22 protein-coding genes and 2 other annotated features are annotated in these 24061 nt (G+C 37.9%); of the genes, 12 read left to right on the top strand and 10 right to left on the bottom strand.

The window, feature by feature from the left end; all coding sequences use genetic code 11:
* Nucleotides 1–27 precede the first annotated feature (27 nt).
* Entirely contained in the window at nt 28–1065 is a 1038-nt protein-coding gene (locus BKP57_RS14585; RefSeq protein ID WP_072741823.1) for a PTS sugar transporter subunit IIC, read from the bottom strand.
* A gap of 800 nt (nt 1066–1865) precedes the next feature.
* Between BKP57_RS14585 and BKP57_RS14580 the strand changes: the two genes are divergently transcribed.
* On the top strand, nt 1866–2426 hold the full coding sequence (locus BKP57_RS14580; protein ID WP_072741822.1) for a nitroreductase family protein: 561 nt from the start codon (nt 1866–1868) through the stop codon (nt 2424–2426).
* Nucleotides 2427–2607: 181 nt separating this feature from the next.
* On the opposite strand, the gene ddlA is transcribed toward BKP57_RS14580, so the two are convergent.
* The 3 genes from ddlA to BKP57_RS22210 form a co-directional block, all read right to left on the bottom strand.
* The gene (gene ddlA / locus BKP57_RS14575) at nt 2608–3708 is read right to left on the bottom strand and encodes a D-alanine--D-alanine ligase (protein ID WP_072741821.1); all 1101 of its coding nucleotides are present in this window, start codon (nt 3706–3708) and stop codon (nt 2608–2610) included.
* Nucleotides 3709–4920: 1212 nt separating this feature from the next.
* Nucleotides 4921–5274 carry a hypothetical protein gene (locus BKP57_RS14570; RefSeq protein ID WP_072741820.1) on the bottom strand — a complete coding sequence of 118 codons (354 nt, stop codon included), beginning with the start codon at nt 5272–5274 and terminating at the stop codon, nt 4921–4923.
* A 321-nt stretch (nt 5275–5595) separates the two neighbouring features.
* Nucleotides 5596–5748, bottom strand: coding sequence for a hypothetical protein (locus BKP57_RS22210; protein ID WP_156875346.1), 153 nt, complete (start codon nt 5746–5748; stop codon nt 5596–5598).
* A gap of 81 nt (nt 5749–5829) precedes the next feature.
* Nucleotides 5830–6077, top strand: a binding site (T-box leader).
* Between the two features lie 75 nt (nt 6078–6152).
* Nucleotides 6153–6506, top strand: a binding site (T-box leader).
* A 66-nt stretch (nt 6507–6572) separates the two neighbouring features.
* Here BKP57_RS22210 and trpE point away from each other — a divergent pair.
* The 8 genes from trpE to BKP57_RS14530 all read left to right on the top strand — a co-directional run bounded on the left by trpE (nt 6573) and on the right by BKP57_RS14530 (nt 14577).
* On the top strand, nt 6573–7961 hold the full coding sequence (gene trpE / locus BKP57_RS14565; protein ID WP_072741819.1) for an anthranilate synthase component I: 1389 nt from the start codon (nt 6573–6575) through the stop codon (nt 7959–7961).
* The gene (locus BKP57_RS14560) at nt 7958–8554 is read left to right on the top strand and encodes an anthranilate synthase component II (RefSeq protein WP_072741818.1); all 597 of its coding nucleotides are present in this window, start codon (nt 7958–7960) and stop codon (nt 8552–8554) included. The genes trpE and BKP57_RS14560 overlap by 4 nt, the downstream gene beginning before the upstream one ends.
* The gene (gene trpD, locus BKP57_RS14555; RefSeq protein WP_072741817.1) at nt 8538–9563 is read left to right on the top strand and encodes an anthranilate phosphoribosyltransferase; all 1026 of its coding nucleotides are present in this window, start codon (nt 8538–8540) and stop codon (nt 9561–9563) included. The genes BKP57_RS14560 and trpD overlap by 17 nt, the downstream gene beginning before the upstream one ends.
* On the top strand, nt 9564–10349 hold the full coding sequence (gene trpC / locus BKP57_RS14550) for an indole-3-glycerol phosphate synthase TrpC (protein WP_050351387.1): 786 nt from the start codon (nt 9564–9566) through the stop codon (nt 10347–10349). It begins immediately after the preceding gene.
* Nucleotides 10339–10944 carry a phosphoribosylanthranilate isomerase gene (locus BKP57_RS14545; RefSeq protein WP_050351388.1) on the top strand — a complete coding sequence of 202 codons (606 nt, stop codon included), beginning with the start codon at nt 10339–10341 and terminating at the stop codon, nt 10942–10944. Before trpC ends, BKP57_RS14545 begins: the two co-directional genes overlap by 11 nt.
* A 5-nt stretch (nt 10945–10949) precedes the next feature.
* Complete coding sequence (trpB, locus tag BKP57_RS14540) at nt 10950–12146, top strand: tryptophan synthase subunit beta (RefSeq protein WP_072741816.1); 1197 nt, start codon at nt 10950–10952, stop codon at nt 12144–12146.
* 1 nt (nt 12147) lies between these two features.
* The gene (gene trpA, locus BKP57_RS14535; RefSeq protein ID WP_072741815.1) at nt 12148–12918 is read left to right on the top strand and encodes a tryptophan synthase subunit alpha; all 771 of its coding nucleotides are present in this window, start codon (nt 12148–12150) and stop codon (nt 12916–12918) included.
* A 1209-nt stretch (nt 12919–14127) separates the two neighbouring features.
* Nucleotides 14128–14577 (top strand): CotY/CotZ family spore coat protein, encoded by a 450-nt coding sequence (locus BKP57_RS14530; protein WP_083547279.1) that lies wholly within the window; start codon nt 14128–14130, stop codon nt 14575–14577.
* A gap of 1079 nt (nt 14578–15656) precedes the next feature.
* Here BKP57_RS14530 and BKP57_RS14525 read toward each other — a convergent pair.
* Both BKP57_RS14525 and BKP57_RS14520 read right to left on the bottom strand, forming a co-directional pair.
* On the bottom strand, nt 15657–16277 hold the full coding sequence (locus BKP57_RS14525) for a putative bacteriocin export ABC transporter (RefSeq protein WP_072741813.1): 621 nt from the start codon (nt 16275–16277) through the stop codon (nt 15657–15659).
* Nucleotides 16278–16280: 3 nt separating this feature from the next.
* Nucleotides 16281–18410: a DUF1430 domain-containing protein gene (locus tag BKP57_RS14520; protein ID WP_072741812.1), complete on the bottom strand. Its 2130-nt coding sequence runs from the start codon at nt 18408–18410 to the stop codon at nt 16281–16283.
* 587 nt (nt 18411–18997) lie between these two features.
* Between BKP57_RS14520 and BKP57_RS14515 the strand changes: the two genes are divergently transcribed.
* Nucleotides 18998–19345, top strand: a complete 348-nt coding sequence (locus BKP57_RS14515; protein ID WP_050351394.1) for a thioredoxin family protein — start codon at nt 18998–19000, stop codon at nt 19343–19345.
* A 103-nt stretch (nt 19346–19448) separates the two neighbouring features.
* On the opposite strand, the gene BKP57_RS14510 is transcribed toward BKP57_RS14515, so the two are convergent.
* The 4 genes from BKP57_RS14510 to BKP57_RS14495 are packed head-to-tail and all read right to left on the bottom strand — an operon-like array spanning nt 19449 to nt 22581.
* Nucleotides 19449–20663 carry a hypothetical protein gene (locus BKP57_RS14510; RefSeq protein WP_072741811.1) on the bottom strand — a complete coding sequence of 405 codons (1215 nt, stop codon included), beginning with the start codon at nt 20661–20663 and terminating at the stop codon, nt 19449–19451.
* Nucleotides 20664–20675: 12 nt separating this feature from the next.
* A complete protein-coding gene (locus BKP57_RS14505) occupies nt 20676–21509 on the bottom strand; it encodes a hypothetical protein (protein WP_050351396.1) in 834 nt (277 codons plus the stop codon).
* Nucleotides 21506–22195, bottom strand: coding sequence for an ATP-binding cassette domain-containing protein (locus BKP57_RS14500; RefSeq protein ID WP_050351397.1), 690 nt, complete (start codon nt 22193–22195; stop codon nt 21506–21508). Before BKP57_RS14500 ends, BKP57_RS14505 begins: the two co-directional genes overlap by 4 nt.
* Nucleotides 22192–22581, bottom strand: a complete 390-nt coding sequence (locus BKP57_RS14495; protein WP_050351398.1) for a GntR family transcriptional regulator — start codon at nt 22579–22581, stop codon at nt 22192–22194. Before BKP57_RS14495 ends, BKP57_RS14500 begins: the two co-directional genes overlap by 4 nt.
* A 327-nt stretch (nt 22582–22908) precedes the next feature.
* On the opposite strand from BKP57_RS14495, the gene BKP57_RS22525 reads away from it, so the two are divergent.
* Both BKP57_RS22525 and BKP57_RS14490 read left to right on the top strand, forming a co-directional pair.
* Entirely contained in the window at nt 22909–23103 is a 195-nt protein-coding gene (locus BKP57_RS22525; RefSeq protein ID WP_198034997.1) for a hypothetical protein, read from the top strand.
* Nucleotides 23100–23852, top strand: a complete 753-nt coding sequence (locus tag BKP57_RS14490; RefSeq protein ID WP_072741810.1) for an exodeoxyribonuclease III — start codon at nt 23100–23102, stop codon at nt 23850–23852. Before BKP57_RS22525 ends, BKP57_RS14490 begins: the two co-directional genes overlap by 4 nt.
* The last annotated feature ends 209 nt before the right edge of the window (nt 23853–24061 follow it).

The following is a 24061-nucleotide window of genomic DNA, read 5'->3' as shown; positions in this document are numbered from 1 at the left end:
TTTTGCATAGTACAGAAATGATTACTGCTATTCATACGTGATCTTCATATCCCCTGGTTGGATCCAGCCCTTTTTTCGCAAAAAGCTAACAATAAGTAAACTAATTATTGCTGGTGCAATCATATGTAACATTAGCATACTCCAAAGCACTGACATCGAAAAGCCCATTGATTCGATTGTCATAATTTGTCCAACAAACCCACTTGTACCCATGCCTGCTCCTGAAGGATTATTCGTTAATTCCAGCCACACAGTAGCAAATGGAGCAACCATAGCACCAGCTATCGTCGGAGGTAATAAAATAATTGGCTTTTTAACAATATTCGCGACTTGCAGCATAGACGTTCCAACCCCTTGCGCGATAAAGCCACCAAATCCGTTATCGCGGTAACTGGCAACAGCAAAGCCGATCATTTGTGCCGAACAGCCTACAGTAGCCGCTCCTGCTGCCAAGCCATCCAGTGATAGCATAATGGCAATCGCCGCAGAGGAAATAGGAGCTGTTAAAGCTATCCCCATCAATACAGCTACTAAAATTCCCATAATGAAAGGTTGCTGCTCAGTGGACCAATTTATCATTTCTCCAAAGCCTTGCATTAATCTACTAATTGCAGGCCCGATGAATTTGCCGGTTGCAAAACCTGCAATGATAGTAACTAATGGCGTGATGATGATATCGACGCGCGTTTCCTGATATACCATTTTCCCCATTTCTGTTGCTAGTACTGCACTAACATAACTACCTGCTGGTCCACCTAATTCTGCACCAAACGCGCCAGCAAACAGCGCCGAAAATAGTACAAGCGGCGGTGCCTTTAATCCGTATGCAATCGCTACACCAATTGCTCCCCCTATTATTTTCGTATCCATGGCAAAACTACCCATTTCCATGAAAATTTGTGCCAACGATGGCGAGAATATACTAACAACTTGCTCTCCAACTGTCTGAATAATTAAACCAATAATTAATGAAGCAAATAATCCTAATGCCATATAGCTTAAAGCCGTTATAAAATAGACTTTTCCCGTTACATGGATACCTTTTCGCTGTAAAAATTGCTGCATGTAAAATCCTCCTATCGTGAAATAACTCACATTATAACGAATGAAAATGGATAAATTGCCTTATTATCAATTGTACCGTGTAAAGCTTCACAAACTAACCTTATATGTCTCATTCCAAAATAAGTGATACCTCCATCCCGTCAAATTCTATTCAGCTATCACAGGTCGCTAGTACCTCAAAGATACGAACTAAAAACCTCTGGCAGGAATCGGATATTTCTTGCAGTTGGATCTTATGCTTTTCACCTTGGGATCGCCTCGTTAGGACAGAAGGTCTATATGTAGGACTAAAAGCAATATTAGCTATTTTATTTAACAAAATGAGCCTAGCCAAATGTGTTAGGCACTCTTCAACTCTTGGTCTTTGCAATAATTTTCACCTTAGACTTGAGGGAGACCCCTAAAAGAGGTTGATCTTTATAAGAATTCGATTCTAACAAGATGCTCAATAAAGAAAAATTTTAAATAAAACTTCCCACATGTAGTGGTATTTGGTTTCCTACTTTTTAGTTTTTCAGTGTCCTTGACTAGATGTAGAATCGGGTCTATTGGCAATCCGTAGTAGCTCTATCTAAGATTTTCGCATATTCCATCTTCATTTAACTGTATTTATCATCTATTTATTGTATTATCATCTATTATTACGTTAATCATCCATTACTTCAAGCAGATTATTTATCCCAACTTTTTCGGATATGCAATGGCTTAGGGATAGATTAGTTGCTTTTCAACGTTTATTCAGCTACAATTTAACTGAAAATAATTATCAATTATGGAAACATGTAAGGGAGATGGAAGATATGGGGGAAACTACTACAAAATCGCAACTAGCCAACATTATCCGTGAACGCCGTGCTGTCAAAAAAGGGTATAATAATGCAGAAGTCACACAAGATACGGTTTTAGAATTATTAAAGGATGCCGTTTGGGCACCTACTCATGGAATGCGCCAACCATGGCGATTTATTTTTGTAGGAGCTGATAAACTACCAGAGTTTGCCGAAAAAGTCGCTGCTACTTACCCTCCTGAAAGACAAGAAAATAGAGAGAATTATTTAAATGAGCCGAATGCTATTTTAGTTGTTGTTATGGATGAGCCCGAGTCTCAAAAGGAATGGGAAGAAAATTATGGTGCAGTCGCTTGCTTAATTCAAAATTTCTGGTTATTAGCTTGGGAAAAACAACTCGGCGTAGTATGGAAAACCAATCCACATATTCAAGATCCGAAAGTGAAGGAAATATTAGATGTAAAACCGCATGAAAAAATAGTCAGCTTCCTTCATTTAGGATACTTCGATGAAGCCCCGACACCTAAAGAACGCATCGATGTTGTAGAAAAATTCACAACCTTCCAAGGATAACAACCGACAAACGAGACACATATAGTCTAGTGTTAGAAAAACTTGGCTTGTCGCCAAGTCTTATGGCGGAAGCCTTTGTTTTTCTTATACTATAAACCAAAAAAATCTTATACTTTCCTATAGTGCAAAAAAGGCTTGATGGTGTAACCCCACTCCCATCAAGCCTCTTTTACTAACTAATTTAATCCCAAAGTGAGCTTTTCAATTGATGATCCTGTTTATGGCGATCAATTGCTAATTCAATCAATGTAGTAATTAAATCTTGGTAGGAAAGTCCGCTTACTTCCCACAGCTTTGGATACATACTAATTTTGGTAAATCCTGGTAATGTATTTACTTCATTTAGATAAATCTCGCCTGCTTCTGTTAAGAAGAAGTCCACTCTTGCCAACCCTTCGCATTCTAATACTTTAAACGCCTGAATAGCAATCTCTTGTACCCGCTTTGTTGTCTCCTCTGAAACATCAGCTGGAATCGCTAAATCGGCCCCTTTTTCATCAATGTATTTGGATTCATAGGAATAAAACTCTGTTTGCGGTAAAATCTCCCCTAGTAATGAGGCCTTTGGTTCCTCGTTTCCTAATACAGAACACTCTATTTCTCTGCCAATAATACACTCTTCGATAACAATTTTATGATCATAATTAAATGCTTCTTTAACACCTTGGTAGAATTCTTCTTCTGTCGTCACTTTACTAATTCCAACAGACGACCCCTGATTGGCTGGTTTAATAAACATCGGTGTTCCTAACTGTTCAGCAACTGTTTCATAATCAATCTCTTGCTGTTCATTTTTCCGGTAAACAATCCCGTTTGCAACGTTTATTCCAGCTGCCTGTAATAAACGCTTAGCGATATCTTTATCCATACACACGGAAGACGCTAAAACGTCTGGACCTACAAATGGAAGATCTGCTAAACGTAGCATTCCTTGCAAGCTGCCATCCTCACCCAATGTCCCATGAACAATCGGAAATACAACATCCAATTCATCAAGCTTTGCTGCATTGGAAGTTTGAATAAACGGTTTTTCTTTCTCTCCTGGAACAATTGCCACTGTTTCGTTCGATTTGTTTAATTGAATTAGTTTCGGATTATCTGCGTGCAGCAAATAGGAGGACGGCTCATTTAAATGCCATTTCCCTTCTTTATCAATCCCAATTAAAACAACCTCAAATTTATCGCGATCAATCGCATCGACAATATTTTTAGCTGATTGAAGTGACACTTCATGTTCAGCAGATTTTCCTCCAAAAATAATCCCTACTTTTTTCTTTTCCATGTTTTTCGTCCTTCCCTTATCATAATGGTTCAAAAAGGACAGGCTGATTGATGTCACAAAATAAGCATCTAACGCATGATCACCTGCGAAATAAAGACATGAATATAAAACCCACGTCATATAGAGGATACCTAAGTATATAAACCTACTTAGCCAACTTCCATATCATCGTATACTTGATATAATCCTTTATTAAGTCCGCAAACGACGGTGAATATAGCTGCATATTCGTATTCTTTCCTTCCTGGACTTTTTGAACTACTGAGACTTTTATTCGAAGTTAAACTGTATAATTAAAATAGCATAAAACCGTCCATGCAATAAAGCAAAAAATAATTTTTGCACGATCGATTAAAGTAACTCGTTACTATTATAATACGTATCACGATATTTTGCCCTTCCCCATTTTTAATGGCAACTATTTCTCTAATTTTTATGGTATCATTGTTCATATTTCCCTCTAACTGATCTATCTTTTTCAGAAGTGTTAAAGTGACCAATATGCAGAACGTTAAAACCCCACTTCATTCATACCATATTTTCTTTTAATATAAAATTAGATGCTTGAGGATAACGAAATAAACCGAATAGCCACGTCCGGCGCATGAGCCCAGCAACGATGCGACTTTAGAAATGCGCCCTACGATAAGGCATCATCGGTTCGTCACAAAGAGGAAGGCCGACTAAAAACGGGCTTGCCGCTCAGGCGTCGGCATACCCCTGTTTTTAGTGGCATGATTCCTTTACCCCGGATATAAGGTGCTGTAGACTCCCACTTTAAGAATGGTGAGCTGAAAGTCGAAGCGGGAGGTAACAGCACCTAAATCCCCGATTCGTTCAACTAACAATCAGCAGGGATGAGGAAAACCCCGCTGATTGAAGGTTCACTTTATCTTTAGTTGATTCGTTCCATTCGCTACGTTGCTAAACGGGCGCCCCGCGCCTTTGTTCATACTATGATGGCAACCTAATCATTATAACAAGCAGCTTTCTTTTTTGCACCCCGCAATGTATGTATTTTATAACGAGCACGCGCCTATATAAACCCGCTTCCTTTCTACCAGCAAGTAAATTTTTTCACACTACTAAAAAAGCAGATGATGTGTCTTTTTTCTAAAGGAAATAAGCACAAAAGTGACCATTTAGCCATATAATACAGTAAACCATTTTATTCAGGGGCATAAAAGCCCCTGAATAGTTAGCAGAAACTTATTATTTTGAGGAGTTGTAAAGTTCTTTAAACATTTTTACAACTTCCTCCATATTTGCTCCGTTATTCCCTGGTCCATCACTAAAATCATTTAAGAAAACTAACACAATGATGATTGCTGCAATGGATAAAGCATTTGCTTCATTATTAATATACACATGCGGATTTCCGTTATTTTCAAATTTGGTGCGATCACTTTGCGATTGTGCTTGCCCTTGATACTGGTCTTGGTTTTGGTCTTGATTTTGGCGCTGAGCTTGTGCTTGCAGCTGTAATAGAATATCTTCTAACAACACCTCCACACGTCTAAAGTCGTCTTTTTTGTCAAAGTCACAATGTCTTGAATAACATCCCATATTTAACACTCCTTTATTTAGATTACACTAGTAATATATGTTAGCGTGTTGGTAATGGAAGGGTGGCTGTCTTTGTAGGGAAAAATTAATAAAATAAACTATATTTGATAGACAAAAAACAGCAATTACAAATGTTACCATTTGAAGAATCTGATTAAATGCGAGTGGAAATGAATCCAGGTCTAATAAACCAACCAGTATAAAGCTGAATTTCTAAAGATGCTTCAGTAAAAATAACTCCTTTTATGATAAAGCGAATCTTCAATCAATCGGGGTTTTCATTCATCCACCACGGGCTTGAGAATACCGTAATGGTATGACCTAAAAGCCTCTTAAGATATAGGTCATTTTGGAGCTGTTATCTCCCATATACTTGTTGCGGTACAGATGATCCAGCTCGTGAAGTGGGAGTCTTACAGCATCTAATTTACGTGATAAACCATTGTAAAACTGAATTCCTGAAGACAGTGCCATCAACAATAACTCCTTTTATACTAAAAAGGGGTTGACATTTTCAAGATTGTATTTTAAGATTATTTTCAATAAACAAAATGATATTAAGCAATGATGAAGAGTAGTAATCTAATGGAACACTCTAGAGAGCTGATGGCAGGTGCAAATCAGTGTGATTGTGTTAGATGAATGGACTTCTAAGCTTCCAAACCGAACCAGAATATGCAGTAGGCTTTGGCGAATTCGTCTCATCGTTACCTGAGACAAATAGCAGTGTGAGCAGTCTGCTATTGTCAAAGTGAGTTGCATTGCAGCTAATAAAGGTGGTACCACGGTCCCTCGTCCTTTTCTAAGAGCGAGGGGCTTTTTGATTTTCCGATTTCACATAGCAGCTATTATTCTTAACCGAAAGCTTCATCTTATAAAAAAAATCGATGCGTAAGAGAAGTAAGCTTGCATAAAGCGTCATAGAGAGCTGGTGATGGTGGAATACCGGCACGTGGAATCAAGCTGAATGGACTTACAAGAGGTTTCCTGAACGTATTAGTAGGGAAACACGGCACTCCGCCGTTACACGGATAGGATATCGGAATAGTGATTGGAGACTATTGCACGACTTGTCTTACAGGCATGTCGGCACTACAGAAAAGTGTGCTCTAGCAGCTATAGCATTGCCTCACGGTCCCTAGTTTTCCCTTCCCATTCCCGTATCTGAATCAAGATGAAAAGATAACTTCTTTTCAAAAGAGGTGGCACCGCGGTCGTCTATCGTCCTCTATAAGCACAACTATGTGTTTATAGAGGTTTTTTTCTTTCATCAAAATCTCTTAGAAAGGGTGATGCTAATGCAAAAAACAAGCAAAGAAGCGTATCGTTTCGTACAGCTAAATGGCGACACCTTCACACCAATTGATATTTATTTGCGCCTGACAGGAACGAAAAAGTTTTTATTAGAAAGTACGTTCAAGCACCAAAGCAAGGGAAAGTATTCTTTTATTGGCTGTGACCCTTATGAGGAAATTATCAGCTTTGGAGAGCAAACAAAAATCATCAACTGCGAAACTGGAAAAGTTCAAACGGTGAACCAGAATGCCATCACGTATTTAGAGCAATCCTTTCCGCAAATGGAATTTGATTTGCCGTTTCCATTTTACGGAGGAGCTGTTGGCTATATTGGTTATGACGCCATTCGTTTGACCGAGGATATCGGTGAACGTCTTCCTGATCCGCTCGACATGCCAGATATTCATTTAATGGTTTATCAAGATGTCATTGTGTTTGACCACGCTAATGAAACGATCCATCTAATCGCTATTCAACTACCACATGAACAAAATGTAGATCTTGATGAACGGTTAATGAAATTAAAGCAGTACTTGGTCAAGCCAGTTAAAAATCAGGAACAAACAAAAACAAGCTTTTCCTTTAAACCCGAGATGACACAGGAAGAATTTCAACATCATGTCCAAATCGCAAAACATCATATTCAACAGGGTGATATCTTTCAAGTCGTCCTATCACAACGAATGAAAGCAAAAGTATCTGGAGATCCCTTCTCGTTTTATCGAAAACTGCGAAACGTCAATCCATCTCCCTATATGTTTTATATCGATTTTACTGATTATTGCTTACTTGGTGCTTCACCCGAAAGCTTGCTACAAACGCATGGAAAAACGGTCATCACCAATCCAATTGCCGGCACGAGACCACGAGGTTCCACCAAAACAGAAGATGAAAAACGCAAAAAGGAATTGCTGCAGGACAAGAAGGAAATTGCCGAACATCGGATGCTTGTTGACTTAAGCCGAAACGATCTAGGAAAGGTTTGTGAGGTTGGTAGCATTACGATTCCTACCTATATGACGATTGAAAAATATGAATATGTCATGCATATCGTTTCGGAAGTACATGGCAAATTGAAAGAAACGATGACATCATTTGATGCACTCAGATCTTGTCTGCCAGCAGGTACAGTATCAGGTGCGCCCAAAATTAGAGCAATGCAAATCATTAATAGTCTAGAGGCACATGCACGAAGCGTTTATGGTGGTGGGATTGGTTTTATTAACTTTAATCACGATTTAAATATGGCGCTTGCAATTCGCTCTCTTATCATCAAAGAAACGACTGCTTATTTACAAACAGGTGCAGGCATTGTCTTTGATTCTGATCCGGAAACAGAGTTTAAAGAAACCCTATTTAAAGCAAAATCGTTAACGGAGGTGCATCGATGATTTTATTGATTGATAACTTTGACTCGTTTACGTATAACATTTATCAATATGTTGCTGAAAGGGGCTACGATGTTGACGTCGCGCGAAATAATGCGTTAACTATTGAACAGATTCGTAAACTCAAACCAGACGCAATCCTGATTTCACCAGGTCCAGGTTTACCAAAGGATGCCGGTAATTGCACTGCTATCGTTAAAGCTTTTTATCAACAAATTCCTATCCTAGGTATTTGCTTAGGTCATCAAGTCATTGGGGAAGCACTTGGTGCACAGATACGACCAGCAAGACAAATTATGCATGGGAAGACATCGTTTATTACCCATCAAGGAACAGGGATTTTCCAATATATATCACAGCCTCTGGAAGTGATGCGTTACCACTCTTATGTGATTGATATACCTCATTCAGCCCCATTGGAAGTGACAGCAACTTCTATGGATGATCAAGAAATCATGGCCGTTCAGCATACAGTCTACCCTGTATACGGCGTGCAATTCCATCCAGAGTCCATTGGAACAGGTATGGGAAAGAAATTAATCCATCAATTTTTAACACATGTACGGGAGGGGAAGACATATGAAAGTTTATCTTGAAAAACTGATCCAAGGAAACAGTTTAACCATGGAGGAAATGCGCGCAGCTACACTTGCCTGTTTGAGTGATACGGTTACAGATTCCCAAATTGCAGCCTTTTTAACAGCTCTGCAAGCAAAAGGAGAAACAGCCGAGGAAATTGCGGGGTTAACAGACTTCATCCGTGCTAACTCCACTTTTCAGATGGATGTGTTGGATGGTGTAATGGATAACTGTGGAACAGGTGGAGATCAATCTGGAAGCTTCAATATTAGTACTACTGCTGCGTTTGTTATTGCAGGAGCTGGCATCACTATCGCCAAGTACGGAAACAGGAGTGTCTCTAGTAAAACAGGAAGTGCGGATGTGCTAGAGCATCTAGGTGTCTCCTTATTTTTTACCAAGCAACAAATAAAAGAGGCTCTGACTAACAATCAGATCGCCTTTTTGTTCGCACCACATGTTCATCAAACATTAAAGCCATTTGGCAAAGTACGAAACGAGCTTGGTCTGCCAACGATCTTTAATATGATCGGTCCATTAACAAACCCCGTACAATTAAATACGCAGTTAATTGGCGTTTATCGTGAAGATAAGCTAGAACTCATTGCTTCCGCGCTGAAAAAGCTTGGAAGACAACGAGCTGTAGTTGTTCATGGAGCTGGAGGAATGGATGAGGCATCGCTTTCTGGAACGAACCATCTCATCGTGCTAGAAGAGAAAGAGCTTAAACGGTTCACATTACATCCAAACGACGTTAATCTCCCTGTTTATCCCAACCAAGCGATTCAAGGAGGAACTGCGAAAGAGAATGCCGCGATTACACTTTCCGTGCTACAAGGACAGCCAAGTGCCTATTTGGATACAGTACTGCTAAATGCCGGACTTGGTATTTATGCACAAGGTGCAGCAGCAACTATTCAAACTGGAATTGAGATGGCCAGAAAAAGCATAACTTCTGGTAACGCACTTACAAAGCTAGAACGACTAAGAACTATAAGTGAAAAATTTACAAGCGAGGTGGGCTAAATGACTATTCTGGATGAAATCATCACCGTCAAACAAACAGAAGTACGAGAACTTTTACAAAGCAAACGAAAATTTGCTATTACCAAAAAAACTCATTCATTAACCAAGAGGATCGCAGAAGCTGGGCAAATGCAAATTATCGCAGAAATCAAACGGGCTTCGCCTTCTAAGGGAGATATACAAACAAATATACATCCAGTTGAACAGGCAATCATGTATGAAAAATGTGGAGCTGCTGCTGTTTCCGTGCTTACGGACGCTTCCTTTTTCAAAGGATCCATGAACGATTTAAAAGCAGTAGCAGAAGCTGTAGAGATACCCGTTCTATGTAAAGATTTTATCATTCATCCGATTCAAATTGACCAAGCCAAAGCGGCGGGCGCATCGATCATTTTATTAATTGTTGCTGCACTTTCTAAACAGCAACTGCAAGAATTATACGCTTATGCAACAGCAAATGACTTAGAGGTAATTTGTGAAGTTCATGATATAGAAGAATTAAGTACTGCTCTTTCCTTGAATCCAGCAATCATCGGCATTAACAACCGCAATTTAAAAACCTTTGCTGTCACACTACAAACAACGAAAAATATAGCTCAGCAAATAAACAATCCAAATACGATGATTATTAGTGAGAGCGGCATACGGTCACGATCAGACGCCATGCTTGCCAGAGATGCTGGAGCAGATGCAATTCTTGTTGGGGAAACGTTAATGCAATCAAGTAACATCCAACATACCTTCCAGCAACTCCAACTGGATAGGAGGAAGAAGAATGCTCGTTAAAATATGCGGCATCCAGACAATTGAAGCGGCACAGGCAGCTGTCCTGGCAGGAGCTGATTGGATTGGATTCGTGTTCGCCCCAAGTAAAAGGCGCGTATCCCTAGAACAAGCAAGAGCAATTGCAACAACGCTTCCACCTTCTATCCAAACAGTTGGCGTGTTTGTCAATGAAACGGTTGAAACGATGAATGGATTGGCAAGCAAGGTACCGTTAGATTATATCCAACTACATGGACAAGAAGATAACCTTATTGCCAAAAAAATTGAAGCCAAAATCATGAAAGCATTTTCGATAACAGAGATAAAACAAGCAGATGCAGCTAACTACCCTTGTGACTATCTATTAGTGGACGCCCCCCGTGCAACATATGCTGGAGGGAACGGAGTAGTCTTTGATTGGCAACAATTGAAAAACTTACAACTGCCTCACGACAAGTTAATGATTGCTGGAGGACTAACACCAGATAACGTCACGTCAGCGATCCGCCTGCTACAACCTACTGCTGTTGATGTATCAAGCGGTGTTGAAACAAACGGGAAAAAAGACCATAACAAAATAACCCAATTTATTAACAGAGCCAAAAGGAAAGGATGAACCGTATGACAGCTTATACTATGCCAGATACAAAAGGAAAATATGGACAGTTTGGCGGGAGATTTGTTCCAGAAACATTAATGCCTGCTTTACTTGAATTAGAAACAGCTTATGAGCAAGCCATAAAGGATGAGCAATTTACAGATGAGCTTCATGACTACTTGCACCATTTTGTCGGCAGGGAAACGCCGCTTTACCTTGCCAACCGTTTAAGCCAACAACTTGGTGGTCCTAAGATTTATTTAAAACGCGAAGATTTAAATCATACCGGTGCCCATAAAATCAATAACACCATCGGGCAAGCATTGCTCGCCGTCCGTATGGGAAAGCGTAAAATTGTCGCTGAAACTGGAGCAGGACAACACGGCGTGGCAACGGCAACCGTTTGTGCTCTGCTTGGGCTAGAATGTGTTGTCTTTATGGGGGCAGAGGATATACGCAGACAGAAATTGAATGTCTTTCGCATGGAATTATTAGGTGCAGAAGTTCGCAGTGTTACAAATGGCAGCGCTACTTTAAAGGACGCGGTCAATGATGCGCTTCGTTATTGGGTCGCCCACGTAGAAGATACGCATTATATTCTTGGTTCCGTAGTTGGTCCCCATCCATTTCCTAAAATGGTTCGCGACTTTCAATCGGTAATTGGAAAAGAAACAAAGCGACAAATGCTAGATCAGCACGGAGAGTTACCGGATGCTGTGGTTGCTTGTGTTGGCGGCGGAAGTAATGCAATGGGTATGTTCTATCCATTTATTCAGGATAAGGACGTAGCGTTATATGGCGTAGAAGCAGGCGGAAAAGGATTACAAACAAGTAAACACGCTTCTGTTTTTCACAACCCTAAGCCTGGTATTCTACATGGAACGATGACCAATTTACTCCAAAATGAACATGGCCAAATTCAAGAAGCTTTTTCCATTTCGGCTGGATTGGATTATCCTGGAGTTGGACCTGAGCATAGCCACCTCCACACTACTCACCGGGTAAACTATACAGCCATCACAGATGAAGAAGCTATACAGGCATTTCTGCAACTCTCACAAACAGAAGGAATCATTCCAGCACTGGAAAGCGCACACGCTCTTGCCTATGTAGCAAAACTTGCACAATCCATGAATCAAGATCAATCGATCGTCGTTTGTTTATCCGGTCGCGGGGACAAGGACGTCGAACAAATGAAGCAACGATTGGAGGCGAAATAACATGGGAAAAACTAAATTGGACAATTATTTAAGTGCCATACAAGCCAATCATAAGAAAATTTTCGTCCCCTATATAATGGCTGGAGATGGCGGCCTAGAAAAGCTCAAAGAACAAATACTATTTTTAGAAGCATGCGGGGCTGCAGCTATTGAAGTAGGCATTCCTTTTTCTGACCCGGTCGCTGATGGTCCAACGATTCAAAACGCTGCCAAGCGCGCGCTTGAGCAACAAACGACGCTTCAAGCCGTCTTAGCAGCACTTGCTACCTTTAAGTCGCAACGAACGATCCCTATTATCATCATGACGTACATGAATCCGGTTTTCGTATACGGAGTCGAACATTTTGCCAATGCATGTGCAGAAGCTGATGTCGATGGTGTGATTATCCCTGATGTGCCTTTAGAAGAAGATGATTTAGTAACCGGTGCACTAAAGAAAAACGATATCGCACTAATTCGGCTCGTTTCTTTAACGAGTACGAAGGAAAGAATCCAAACGATTACGCAACGGGCAGAAGGTTTTCTTTATGCCGTTACTGTTAAAGGAACAACGGGAGCGAGAAGCAGTTTTGATCAAGCAGTGAAAGAGTATTTACAACAATTAAAGCAGCAAAGCAATATTCCAGTTTTAGCCGGCTTTGGTGTGTCAACAAGCGAACAAGCCAAGGAATTAGCCTCTTATTGTGATGGAGTGATTGTTGGAAGTAAGATTGTTGAATGGCTACACGAAGAAAAGCGAGAAGCAATCCAGTTATTAATCAGCAGTGTTTAACCGATTCTTTTTAAAAACGGCGTTGAAAAAGTTCTTAAATTGAAATTAAAATGGTTTTAGTGACCAATTTCTGCTTTGTGGAATGATGGATATAACATTTATCCCGTATATTATATAAGGTGCTGTAAGACTCCCACTTCAGAAGTTGGATAAATTATACTGCAACAAGTCTAAGCCGGAGATAACAGCACCTAAATACCCTATTTCGTAGGCGACCTTTAGATCATACCATTATGGTACTGCCAATTAGTGAGGGATAAATGAAACCCTCACTGATTGAAGGTTCACTTTATTTCAATGAATAATGTGATGGCTTTTATATCGCTGTCAGGTCCCATATAGCCGCGCTAGTCTAATATACTGTGTACAAAGGCGCGGGGCGCCCGTTTAGCAACGTAGCGAATGGAACGAATCAACTAAAGATATAGGAATCATGCCACTAAAACAGAGGTATGCCGACGTCTGGGCGGCAAGCCCGTTTTTAGTCGGCCTTCCTCTTTTTGACGAACCGATGAGGCCTTATCGTAGGGCGCATTTCTAAAGTCGCATCGTTGCTGGGCTCATGCGCCAGACGTGGCTAGTCGGTTATTTCATTATCCCAAAGCACCTCATTTTATACTTTTGTATGAAAAAAACGCTATTTACCATTATATAACTTATTTATTTTAGGTAGTATTTCAAGAATCTAAACAGTATAAAGCAAAATTTTTCGTCATAGATGGTGGCTTGCGCTCTAGGCGAGCCATGCTGGTTTCTTATCTGGGTAAAAAAGACCGATTTGTATAAATCGGCCTTTTTTATAGGAGAATATTTCATGGGTAAACGCATACAAGCTTGTAATGGTTTAGATTATCTTATGTTCAAAATATACTTATAGAGTCGGCATATCCCTCAGGTTATACATACATTTCAACACAATGGACAGTTACCCAAATACCTAAATTGTAGCTTCTTATTTTACGAAAGAAGTGATCCCCTAATCCCCCTTCTTCACTTGTTTACACTGGTTCCCATTTTGACGTTTGCTCCAACATATACTTTTCAAAATACAAGACAATGATACAAGCTAAAGCTAGATTTTGACATATGCTATCAAGAATAAACTAGTTTAGAAAGGATGGTTGCTATGGATTGTCATAAATGTAAAGGTGGTAAGAAAGTACATTTATCACTGAAAGATGATCACAATTGTGTCTGTGATAAGGTAAAATTGTTCAAGCGCAAAGGCAAGTAGAATTTGATTGTGATTCCAGTTGTCATCAATTTATCCAGCAATTAAAAGGAGATCAGCATAGAGTTCAACATACGACGATCCCATTTATGCTTTACTGCGAATCTACTTGCAAACCATTTATTGGTAGTGGCTATGTCCAAAAGAAAACCCGCTGTTCATCGGACCATTATTATCAATATATTGAAACTCCTTTCTTTAAAGCAAAAGACGTGGATAAAAAGTGCTGCGCTAAATTAGAACTACTTTTGCCAGATACCGACTTTTGCTGTGAACATCATTGCTGTGATCCTTGTACCTGTTCTTATAAAGATAATCCAATAAAAAGGTTTTTGGCAACAGGAGTTTGTTTAACGGTGGATTTGAATAAATTTATCGGCATTAATTGCCTTGCCCCAAATACACCTGTAGACATGGGAGCTTATTAAAAGCTCCACTTACTCCCTTTTCTCACTATAGGAGAGGGAGTTTTTAATATATATCTAGTCTATGTAAACTACCTTTCTATGTCTTTATTCTCTTTAAAAAAAAGCTTCCTCACTGTTTAGTGTTAAGTATTTATGAAATAGTTGGTTCTATGGAATGAGACGTTGAGAAAAGAATAAATTTTAATGTTAAGCTCAAGATTCCACAATAATTTTAATCAGACGTGATAACACTTTTTCCCAACTGGTTTTTGGAAACATTTTACTATCGGTGTAGAGAGTTATAAAAATATTTAAAAGGATTGCAGTTTCCTCCAGCAGGTAATAATGGTAAAATCCATTTGATTTGACAGCAATGGAAGACGAAAAAACTGTTTTTCCACGGTAGGCTATGGATGAGCTAAAAAAAGAGGGCAGGCGGAGAAACGTTCAACTATCATTACAGATGTTGAAAATATGGAGTTATTGATACAGATAGAAAGGCAGTTAACAAGGGATTAAAAATTCATCAAATAAGTTCAATCTGAAGTCGGTTTCCGAACCATTTTTTTGCAAAGAAATAAGCAGAGCTGTCCCAAATAGATAATCACTCTTTTGGAACAGCTTTTTTTGGTTGCAATATTCAAACGTGGTAAGAAATTCGTTCTGAGACTTATTTGGTGGAAATTTTACTTATCATTTACAAGAGTATCTAGACAATTCCCTCCTTTTGGTAGAAAAGGAGTAACCTTTTACACTTATGCAGCGTTCCAGAAAAGTTTCTGGCTCCTCGCTATTAAGTGTTGGGAGGTATCCCAAAAGATAGATTCGCAGTCAGTTGGACACGGACCTCTGTGTGGGCATAATTCATGATTTAAGACGCCAGTATTAAGGGTTATTGGCTCACGCTTTTCATGCTATCATGCCGCTACTACGTATAAAACCTTTTAAACTACCATCTTTCCCCATCCCAAACAGCGAAGAGGCAGGTTTTGGATAGGACTTTGTTTTAAGTTTTTAGGTGCTATTGGGATTTATTCCAAATAAGCATTCATGATTTATTTTGTAGTTCTCTACAAATGCTTAACTGATAACATTAAAAATTAAATTTCAATCCGATAATGGGCAAAATCAGCCACAATTTCATCATGAGTAGCAACAATAATGGTCTTACCTGCTTCATTGAATTGTTGTAAATGTTGTAACACAAGATCTCTATTGTCGGAATCCAATGCACCGGTAGGCTCATCCGCTAAAATAATGGAGCATGGTTTTAACATTAATCTGGCTAAGGCTACTCTTTGTTGTTGTCCGCCACTTAATTGATACACTTTATGAGAAAGTTTATCAACTAAACCTACTTCGGATAATACTTCTTTTTTTAATTCTTGTTTGTTCTTTCCTGTAGCATTAAATTTTAAAGCGATCTCCAAGTTTTTATCTACTGTTTCTTGATCGATCAAAGCGTAATTTTGAAATAAAAAACCAACTTTATATCGCAATAGATTTATTCTTTGTTTTAAATTAGACAGAGAGTGATTGTCAATCTTAATTTCACCGGAATCAAACGGCTCGATTCCGCCAATCATATTCAGTAAGGTTGATTTCCCTGCACCACTTGGTCCAACTAATGCAACAATATCGCCGTCTTTTATTTCAAAGCTCAGGTTATGAATGATTTTTTTTCCCAGATAACTCTTGGTAAGATTAGTTACTTCAATCATTTGTTACTCTCCTTTTACTATTAATACGGTATTTTTATTTTCATAAACTCTTATTAGCATCCTAATTAAAGCGAGCTCGATACATATAAATGCCATGATAATTACAAAAAATAGCATACTTACTTTCTCCGAGAGTAAAGCGAAGGTGCTTAATATAGCAAACCAAGATAGGAAGTTAAATAAGAAGAATTTTTTATGTTTATCCCAAGTAGTATAACCATGAATAGTCTTGACTGCGATAAATAGTTTATTTCTTTCCAGGTAATTAACGGTAATAAACGCTAAAATAATGATGGAGACGATGAAAATAGAAATCAACATAATTATATTAACGATAAACGCCGTCTTTACAGAGGAAATTTCATAAGCAACCTCTGTATAAACATTTGGTGTAGCTAAAATACTACTTTCTAACTTACTTTTTTTTATTTTCGGTAACAGTTCTGTGTATGGCTTATTCGGGTTATCTGTACGTACAAATAATCTACTACTCATTATGCTTAAATAAGCAGAAGGACCTAATGTATCTGCTGTTATCATGGCAAAGACAGGATCAACGGCATAATCTACTTGATAAGAGTCTCCATAATTAAACAGGAAATACTTTTTATCACTAGCTATATACGTAATGTGGATATCTAATTTCTTTTGATTATATTCCGTTTCTGTTAGTTCACCGGCTACTAATGCATCCATATATTTTTGACCTCTAAACCAGTCCAGATAAATTTTTTTAATTTCATCTTCCGAATCTTTATACTTTTCTGGTACATATAACTGTAAGGTCGTGCCATTTGTTGTTGGAATTGGTTTGTTTATAGGTTTTATAAATCTTTTAACATAGGTTTCATTCACAACCATGCCATTACCTTCATATGGGTCTAAACTATTAGGTTGTGCATTATTATCAATATAACCTTGGCTAGGTTCAATCACTAAACTGTCATGATTTAAAAGGCGAAATAGCTCCCTTGATTTTTCTCCTAGTTCAGTCTCTATTTGCTGTCTTTTGTTTGGATCATCTGATGAATGTTCGAGGTAATCTAAAATGGAGTAGTTCTTTAACACATCCCACTCATCCAATACGCCTAGTTTCTGTTTTAACTGATCGTAGGTTTCCAATAAATTGAATAACAATGTTGTAACAATAATTGCATAAAAAACTTTGGAAGCCATATTTAGAATGGTGATCCTTTTTAATGGCCGTTTATGTTTTATCATAGCTGGAATATTCACTTCACGGATAACAAATAACGAACATAAATAAATGATGATTAACATCACGGAAAAAATGGAATAGACAACGAGCCAATATAAAAAGAACCCCTGTAATCCCTTAAAATCGTTGTAGAAATATATAGCAATGATACCGATGATCCCCAGTATGGCAGTTATTAAAAAGAATTGTCTCAATTTCTCTAATAGTAATGTTTGAACGATATTTGCTGAACGATAGCCGTGAAGTTTGTATACGGCAATTTCATTATAGCGCATAAAAATTTCATAGAGCGTTACTAATAAAAATAAAAGGATATATACACTGAGTAAGATGGTTAATGCTATATATGAAGGATTTGAGACTATCATATCCAAAAAGTTTGTCATTTTTACAAGGCTGTAGTTAAATCCCAGGTCTGTAAGTTTATTTTTTATGAGGTTTATATCCTTTGGATTATTCATTTGAAATGTATAAAAGCCGCGGATATTCTCTTCGTTAGCTTCCTCGATAGGGTACAAATTAATGGTAAAATTTTTATTAAAAAGCGCTATTTCTTTGTCGGATCCTAGGGACACTTTTCGATTTAATTGAATCTGGTTAGGTATATTGAATTCCTTATGAAATAATTCCTTATTATGTATAGATGCATATATTTTTAGGTTTTGTTGAGTTGTTTCTCCTCCATACATCACTTTTTTATAGATGTTGAATTGATTTTCTTTTGCGAATGTATCCAACTCTGTTAATAGTTGTTTAGGAGGGACAGATTTTGACCAGTCACCTATTGTGATGTTAAAATTATTTTCATTAGATTTGAAATAAGTAGCAACTTCTTTCTGTTGATAAGTTAATAATATTGCTATGTTTATTAAGATCAATCCTACTGTTAAAAACGCTATCCAAACTTTTTTCATACTGTTTCTCCCCGTATAATATGTTTACGGACACATCTTAGAGGAATTTCCAGTTGGATCTGGATTCCCTTGAAGGCCCTCTTCGTATTTTGGAAATGTTATTTAGTAATGAGAAAGTCATTGCTTCCCTATTCATATACGTTTTTGTTATTTTTTTGCTTCACCCGTGAATGGGTAAGCGTGACATGTTTATAGATTAACCCTTGACTAGAATGCAGAAGAACTTACTCATACTGCTTATTAAAGACACCCCAAAATAACATAGGTGAACTGGTGGAGGATGGGGGGATCCCCCTCTCCCTATATCGTACTGCGATTTATTTTATTGCTGTGATTAATGCAACAGTGACAAATTAGATTTGGTTGTTGAGCTATAACTATAGTTTTTCTTCGTTTGCTTGTCGACCATCACTTAGATATAAGACCATACGGACAGCAAACAAGGATATCATGATTAATTAACCTGCTTTTTCAACACTACATAGCGAAGAGTCACAAAAAAGAGTAAGTATAATAATGATCCATAAGCTCTTTTCCAAGTATATGATAACTACCTATGGTATGCTAAATTCAGGAGGGAAAAACACATGACAGAAAAACATTTTACTATGTTATCAAACTTAGGTGACATAGAAACATTTATTGAACAAAATAAGCTTGCTTTCCTATATATTTCCCGTGAAGCCTGCAGTGTATGCCATGGGTTATTCCCACAAGTCGAAGAACTGATGAAAAAATATCCTAAAATTGCTACAGCACATATAAAGGCGGATCAGGTCGAAGAAATCGCTGGGCGCTTTTCCGTGTTCACCGTCCCGGTACTGCTGCTTTTCGTAGATGGCAAGGAGTATTTACGTGAAGCCAGAATTGTGCATATGGATTTATTCCACGAAAAATTAGATCAGATTTATAGTCATGTGGTTGGAGCTAATTAAAGCGCCAACCACTACTATGTGTAAAACATTTATCCCCCGACGTCGAGCCGCACTAACAAGAAAGAACTTCTGCTACTAAGCATTGTTCCTTTGTTGGGACTGCTTATTTTTCATTTTCATACATCATATAGACACTAAAAATTTTGTTTTCTGCTTCCTTGTTGTCTGCCTTTAACTCACCTTGATAAAATACTTTTTTTGCTTTTAAATCAATCACGTACATTAACGGCAACCTATTTTTTTCATTCATTTCACCATTCATATCATATAAAATATATAGCTTGTCATTAATAATCTTTGTATATTTCGTCATAGATGAATTAATGGATTCTGATATCGGAATTTCAAATGGTTCCTCCGCTTTTTGTTTGGCAAATTGGTAAGGAGTTATTTCTATCTTCCCTTCCTGTTCATGAATAAAGTATAGCTTTTTAGCGTCCATATGTGCGATTACTTCTTGTTCCAGCAGTTCTTTTGGAACATCGACTGGTAATTTTTCCCGTGTTTCCAAATCAAACAAACAAATATCCTCCATTGGTACATCATCGACTACTTTTGTGGCCCCAATAGCAATATATTTACTCGCACGAAGCTGGTCAAGGTCTTGTAATAAGTATCCCCCTTCATTTTCCGAATTATCTCCCCCCTTGTTTGAAAATAGTTTTGCTTCGCTAATTAATTTTTCTTCCTTAAGATTTAATGTATATAGATGCAATTCGGTATACTCTTCATCTTCCCCTTCATATATGTCATTTTGGGTAACGACGTAAAGCTTGTCATTTATAGTAATCACATCTTCTACAGCCATATATACATAGTTATCTTGATTCGGAAGTTTGATAGAAAAGGAAGTGGTTTTATCTTCATTTTTATACAATGCCTCCACTTCTAATTCAAAGTTCCCTTCTTTAAATTCGCTGCTATCCCATTCCGATTTCACATTTGCGTATGCAAGAATGTTCTCATTCTCAAAATAGTTTTCAGTATTCTCTGTTTTCCCACGCATAAAACCGCGATATTCCTGTTGCAATTGCTTGATTTTCGGGTTGTCCATCACCCCGCTTAGCCTCTCCAAAAAGGAAAGTTGGCTTGCATAAATTCTATCTTCACCAGCCAGTTGTATTCCTTCAGCAAAAAAGTTTTTACCTTGTGCATAACCCTCTACCAACACATCTTCTAACGCCTCATCATTTCCTGCTTGTTTTTCCCATGTATATTTTGGAACCTCTTTCTCTGCAAATGTATCATGCAAGTAAAAAAATCCAATTCCGAACACAAGCAAACATGAAATAAAAATCAATTTCCAGTATCGTTCCACAGCACTTCCTCCTTACACCGTAATTTTCTTAGCCAATAAGTAATTACTTACTACTACTGAACCTACCATTACAATCAAGCCTAAAATGATTTGAACCGTGAGCCACTCAAGTGGATATAAAGACACTTCTTCCGATATCATACTTACAATAAATGGCGACATAAAAAATACCGTTGCTAGCGCTACATATCCGATTGCAAATATCAAGCCTTTCCAACGATAACTACGCTCAATAAGAATCGCCGTAAAGAAGACAAAAACAGCCATCAAACCAGTACTATAGTATAGAACAAATTCAGTAAACGTAGCTGGCAATATCGTATGTAAATATGGAAAGTTTATGCTTAGATCAGTGACACTCATCGCTGACATAAATTCATTTGGAACCATCCATTCCAGCACAATTCCTGCTATAAATATAAGCAACACTTGTAAAGCGACCAAACCGAGTACCATAGCAAAAATGGCAGTTGCCTTAGCAAAAAACAGATTAATTCTTTGAGTTGGTAACATCAATAAACGGTAAATAAATGTATTTTCCCCTAACCAATCGCGATACCAAATCAGAAACATATATATGAGTAATGTAGCAATGCAAAACGCAATCGGTCCTAAAAACCAAATCGAGTTCGCCCAATCAAGCAAGCTTATAGGTTCTGACTGTTCTATAAAGTCCTGTTTTGACATTCCCTCTTGGAAAATGGCTTCATTTGCTTCATTCATATATTGCTTCGAAACAGCGACAACACCAATTAATTGGGTAACAATCGTTAAACCGATTAGCACGAAATAAAATTTAAAAAATCTACCTAATTCAAATTCCGTTAATCGCAAATAGCTTTTCATGACTTGTACTCCTCTCTCATTACATCAATGACCGACTTACCTTCTGCTGCGCGGATTTCTTCGGTATAAAATTGCCTTTTAACAACACCGTCATCAAGCAAAACGACTTTGTCAATTAAATGTTCAATATCACCAATTTCATGGGTCGTAATAATAACTCCACGATCTTCAATTAAATGACTTGTAAACACATCGGCAATTTGTTCCCTGCTAAACATATCAATGCCTGAGAAAGGTTCATCCATGAGAATATAGTCCACATCAAGGGCAAGCCCCAGTAATAAGTTGGCTTTCGCCGTATTTCCTTTGGATAGGCTAGAAATTTTCTCTTCTGGCTTTAATTTAAAAAACGATAATAACTCTTGAGCACGATCATCATTCCATGTTGCGTAATAGTCTTTCATAAATTGCATGGATTCTTCAATTGTCATTTGTGGCAAAACAGTAATCGCATCAGGAATAAACGTAATATGATTAAACGTTGCGGGATTTAGTTTTTCACCATCAATTAAAATTTCTCCTGTCTTGATCGGGGTTAAAGCCATGATTGCATTCAATATGGTTGTTTTTCCAACACCGTTAATACCTATTAGACACGTGATTTCCCCTTTTTCCGCTGTAAAAGTTACTCCTTTTAACACCTGTTTCCGGCCAAATTTTTTGGTGATATCCTTGACTTCAATCATTGCTCCTCCTCCTTATCCTCACTTGCTTGCTCATATTTTTCTTGTAAAAGCGTTACGATTTCCTCAAACGGCACATGTACAGATTGAACCGTTGCTACAAACTCGTCTACTGCATCCATGATAAGTTCCTCACGTACCGCTTTAAGCACTTGCTCATCTCGCGTTATTTTACTAGGCAAATTTCCTTCCGTATAAATCAAGCCCTGTTCCTCCATTTCTTTATACGCACGTTGTACCGTATTCGGATTAATCTTTATTTCCCCCGCTAATTCTCGACGGGAAGGGATTTCCTGTCCTGGTTCGAACATGTTCGTCGCAATCTGCTGCTTAAAATAACGAATCACTTGCACATAAACAGGCTCCCTGCGATTAAAATTTATTTTCATAGCAACAGCTCCTATATATAACTTTGTGTGTATCAATAACTTAATACACCTCACGTAAAAAAATATGTTGAAATAACGTCCATTATCCAAATTGATATCAAGAGACAGCACTTTAAAATAATAACCCAAGTGTATGAAGCATTTAATACACTACCCAAACTGTATTATAGGCTTCATACACTTCTTTGTCAATGGTTTCTTTCACAGTAAAAATTGAACAAAAAGTGAATCCATACATCCCTTGCATAAAACTTATTTTTTTAAATGCTATATTTAGACATATCAGCTAGGCACGTCATGCAATGAAAATTCTTTACCTATGCTAAAATGAAGGGATGCTACACATCGACCCCTCATTTAACATTTTCTACACTAGCTGCTTTTTTTAAAGAAGAGCAGAAACCAAAAGTGTGTAATCTCCAATATTACGAAGGTAAAATGAAGGGAATCCAAACTGCTGGATTGTTGGGATTCATTTCTAATAGAAAAAGAACCGCAAGAAAGGAACTAATTAATCTATGAAACTCGTATCTTGGAATGTAAACGGTCTACGTGCCTGTATTCGCAAAGGATTTCTTGATTATTTTAATACAGTAAATGCAGACATTTTTTGCCTTCAAGAAATAAAATTGCAAGCAGGGCAACTCCATTTACCATTAGAAGGCTACCATCAATATTGGAACTATGCCGTCAAAAAAGGCTATTCTGGTACAGCTATTTTCACGAAACATAAACCATTGGCTGTCTCCTACGGGGTTGGCGAAGCAGCTACTGAAGAAGAAGGACGAATTATCACTTTAGAATTTGCAGACTTTTATCTAGTTAATGTGTATACGCCCAATGCCAAGCGAGATCTCTCTCGGCTTGATTACCGTCTGCAATGGGAAGATCAAATCTATGCTTACTTAGTCGAACTGGATAAGAAAAAGCCAGTCATTTATTGTGGAGACTTAAACGTTGCCCATCAAGAAATTGATATTCGCAATTACAAAACTAATTATGGTAACTCCGGTTTTACAATAGAAGAGCGGGGAAAAATGACTCGGTTGCTAAACAATGGATTTATCGATACATTGCGTTATTTTCATCCTCATACAGAAGGCTTATACACATGGTGGTCGTATATGAAAACGGTGCGCGAAAGAAACATTGGCTGGCGGATTGACTATTTTATTGTTTCCAACCGATTAAAGGAATGTTTATTACATGCAGCTGTAGACCCGGATGTGTTAGGAAGCGATCATTGCCCAATTAGACTAGAGCTAAAATAAATGAAAGTGAAATTTTGGATTATCCCCTAATGAATGTTAAAGGAAGCATCCCTTAAAACCTTATATATCAGCAGTCAACGAAAACTCCCAAAAGTAGTGAAATAATTAAAACTGACTATTGCACGTCAATTTGGCTAATTTCATATTCAACTAGCCCACTAAAGTACATGTGGGCTAGTTCCACTCCCATCCCAAAAAATAATAAGCCG

Origin of the sequence: Virgibacillus sp. 6R, assembly GCF_001895305.1 — a bacterium.
In the GTDB taxonomy this organism is placed as follows: Bacteria; Bacillota; Bacilli; order Bacillales; family Amphibacillaceae; genus Virgibacillus; species Virgibacillus pantothenticus.
The sequence above is the reverse complement of the archived record's forward strand: the minus strand, read 5'-3'. Positions and strand labels throughout refer to the sequence as shown.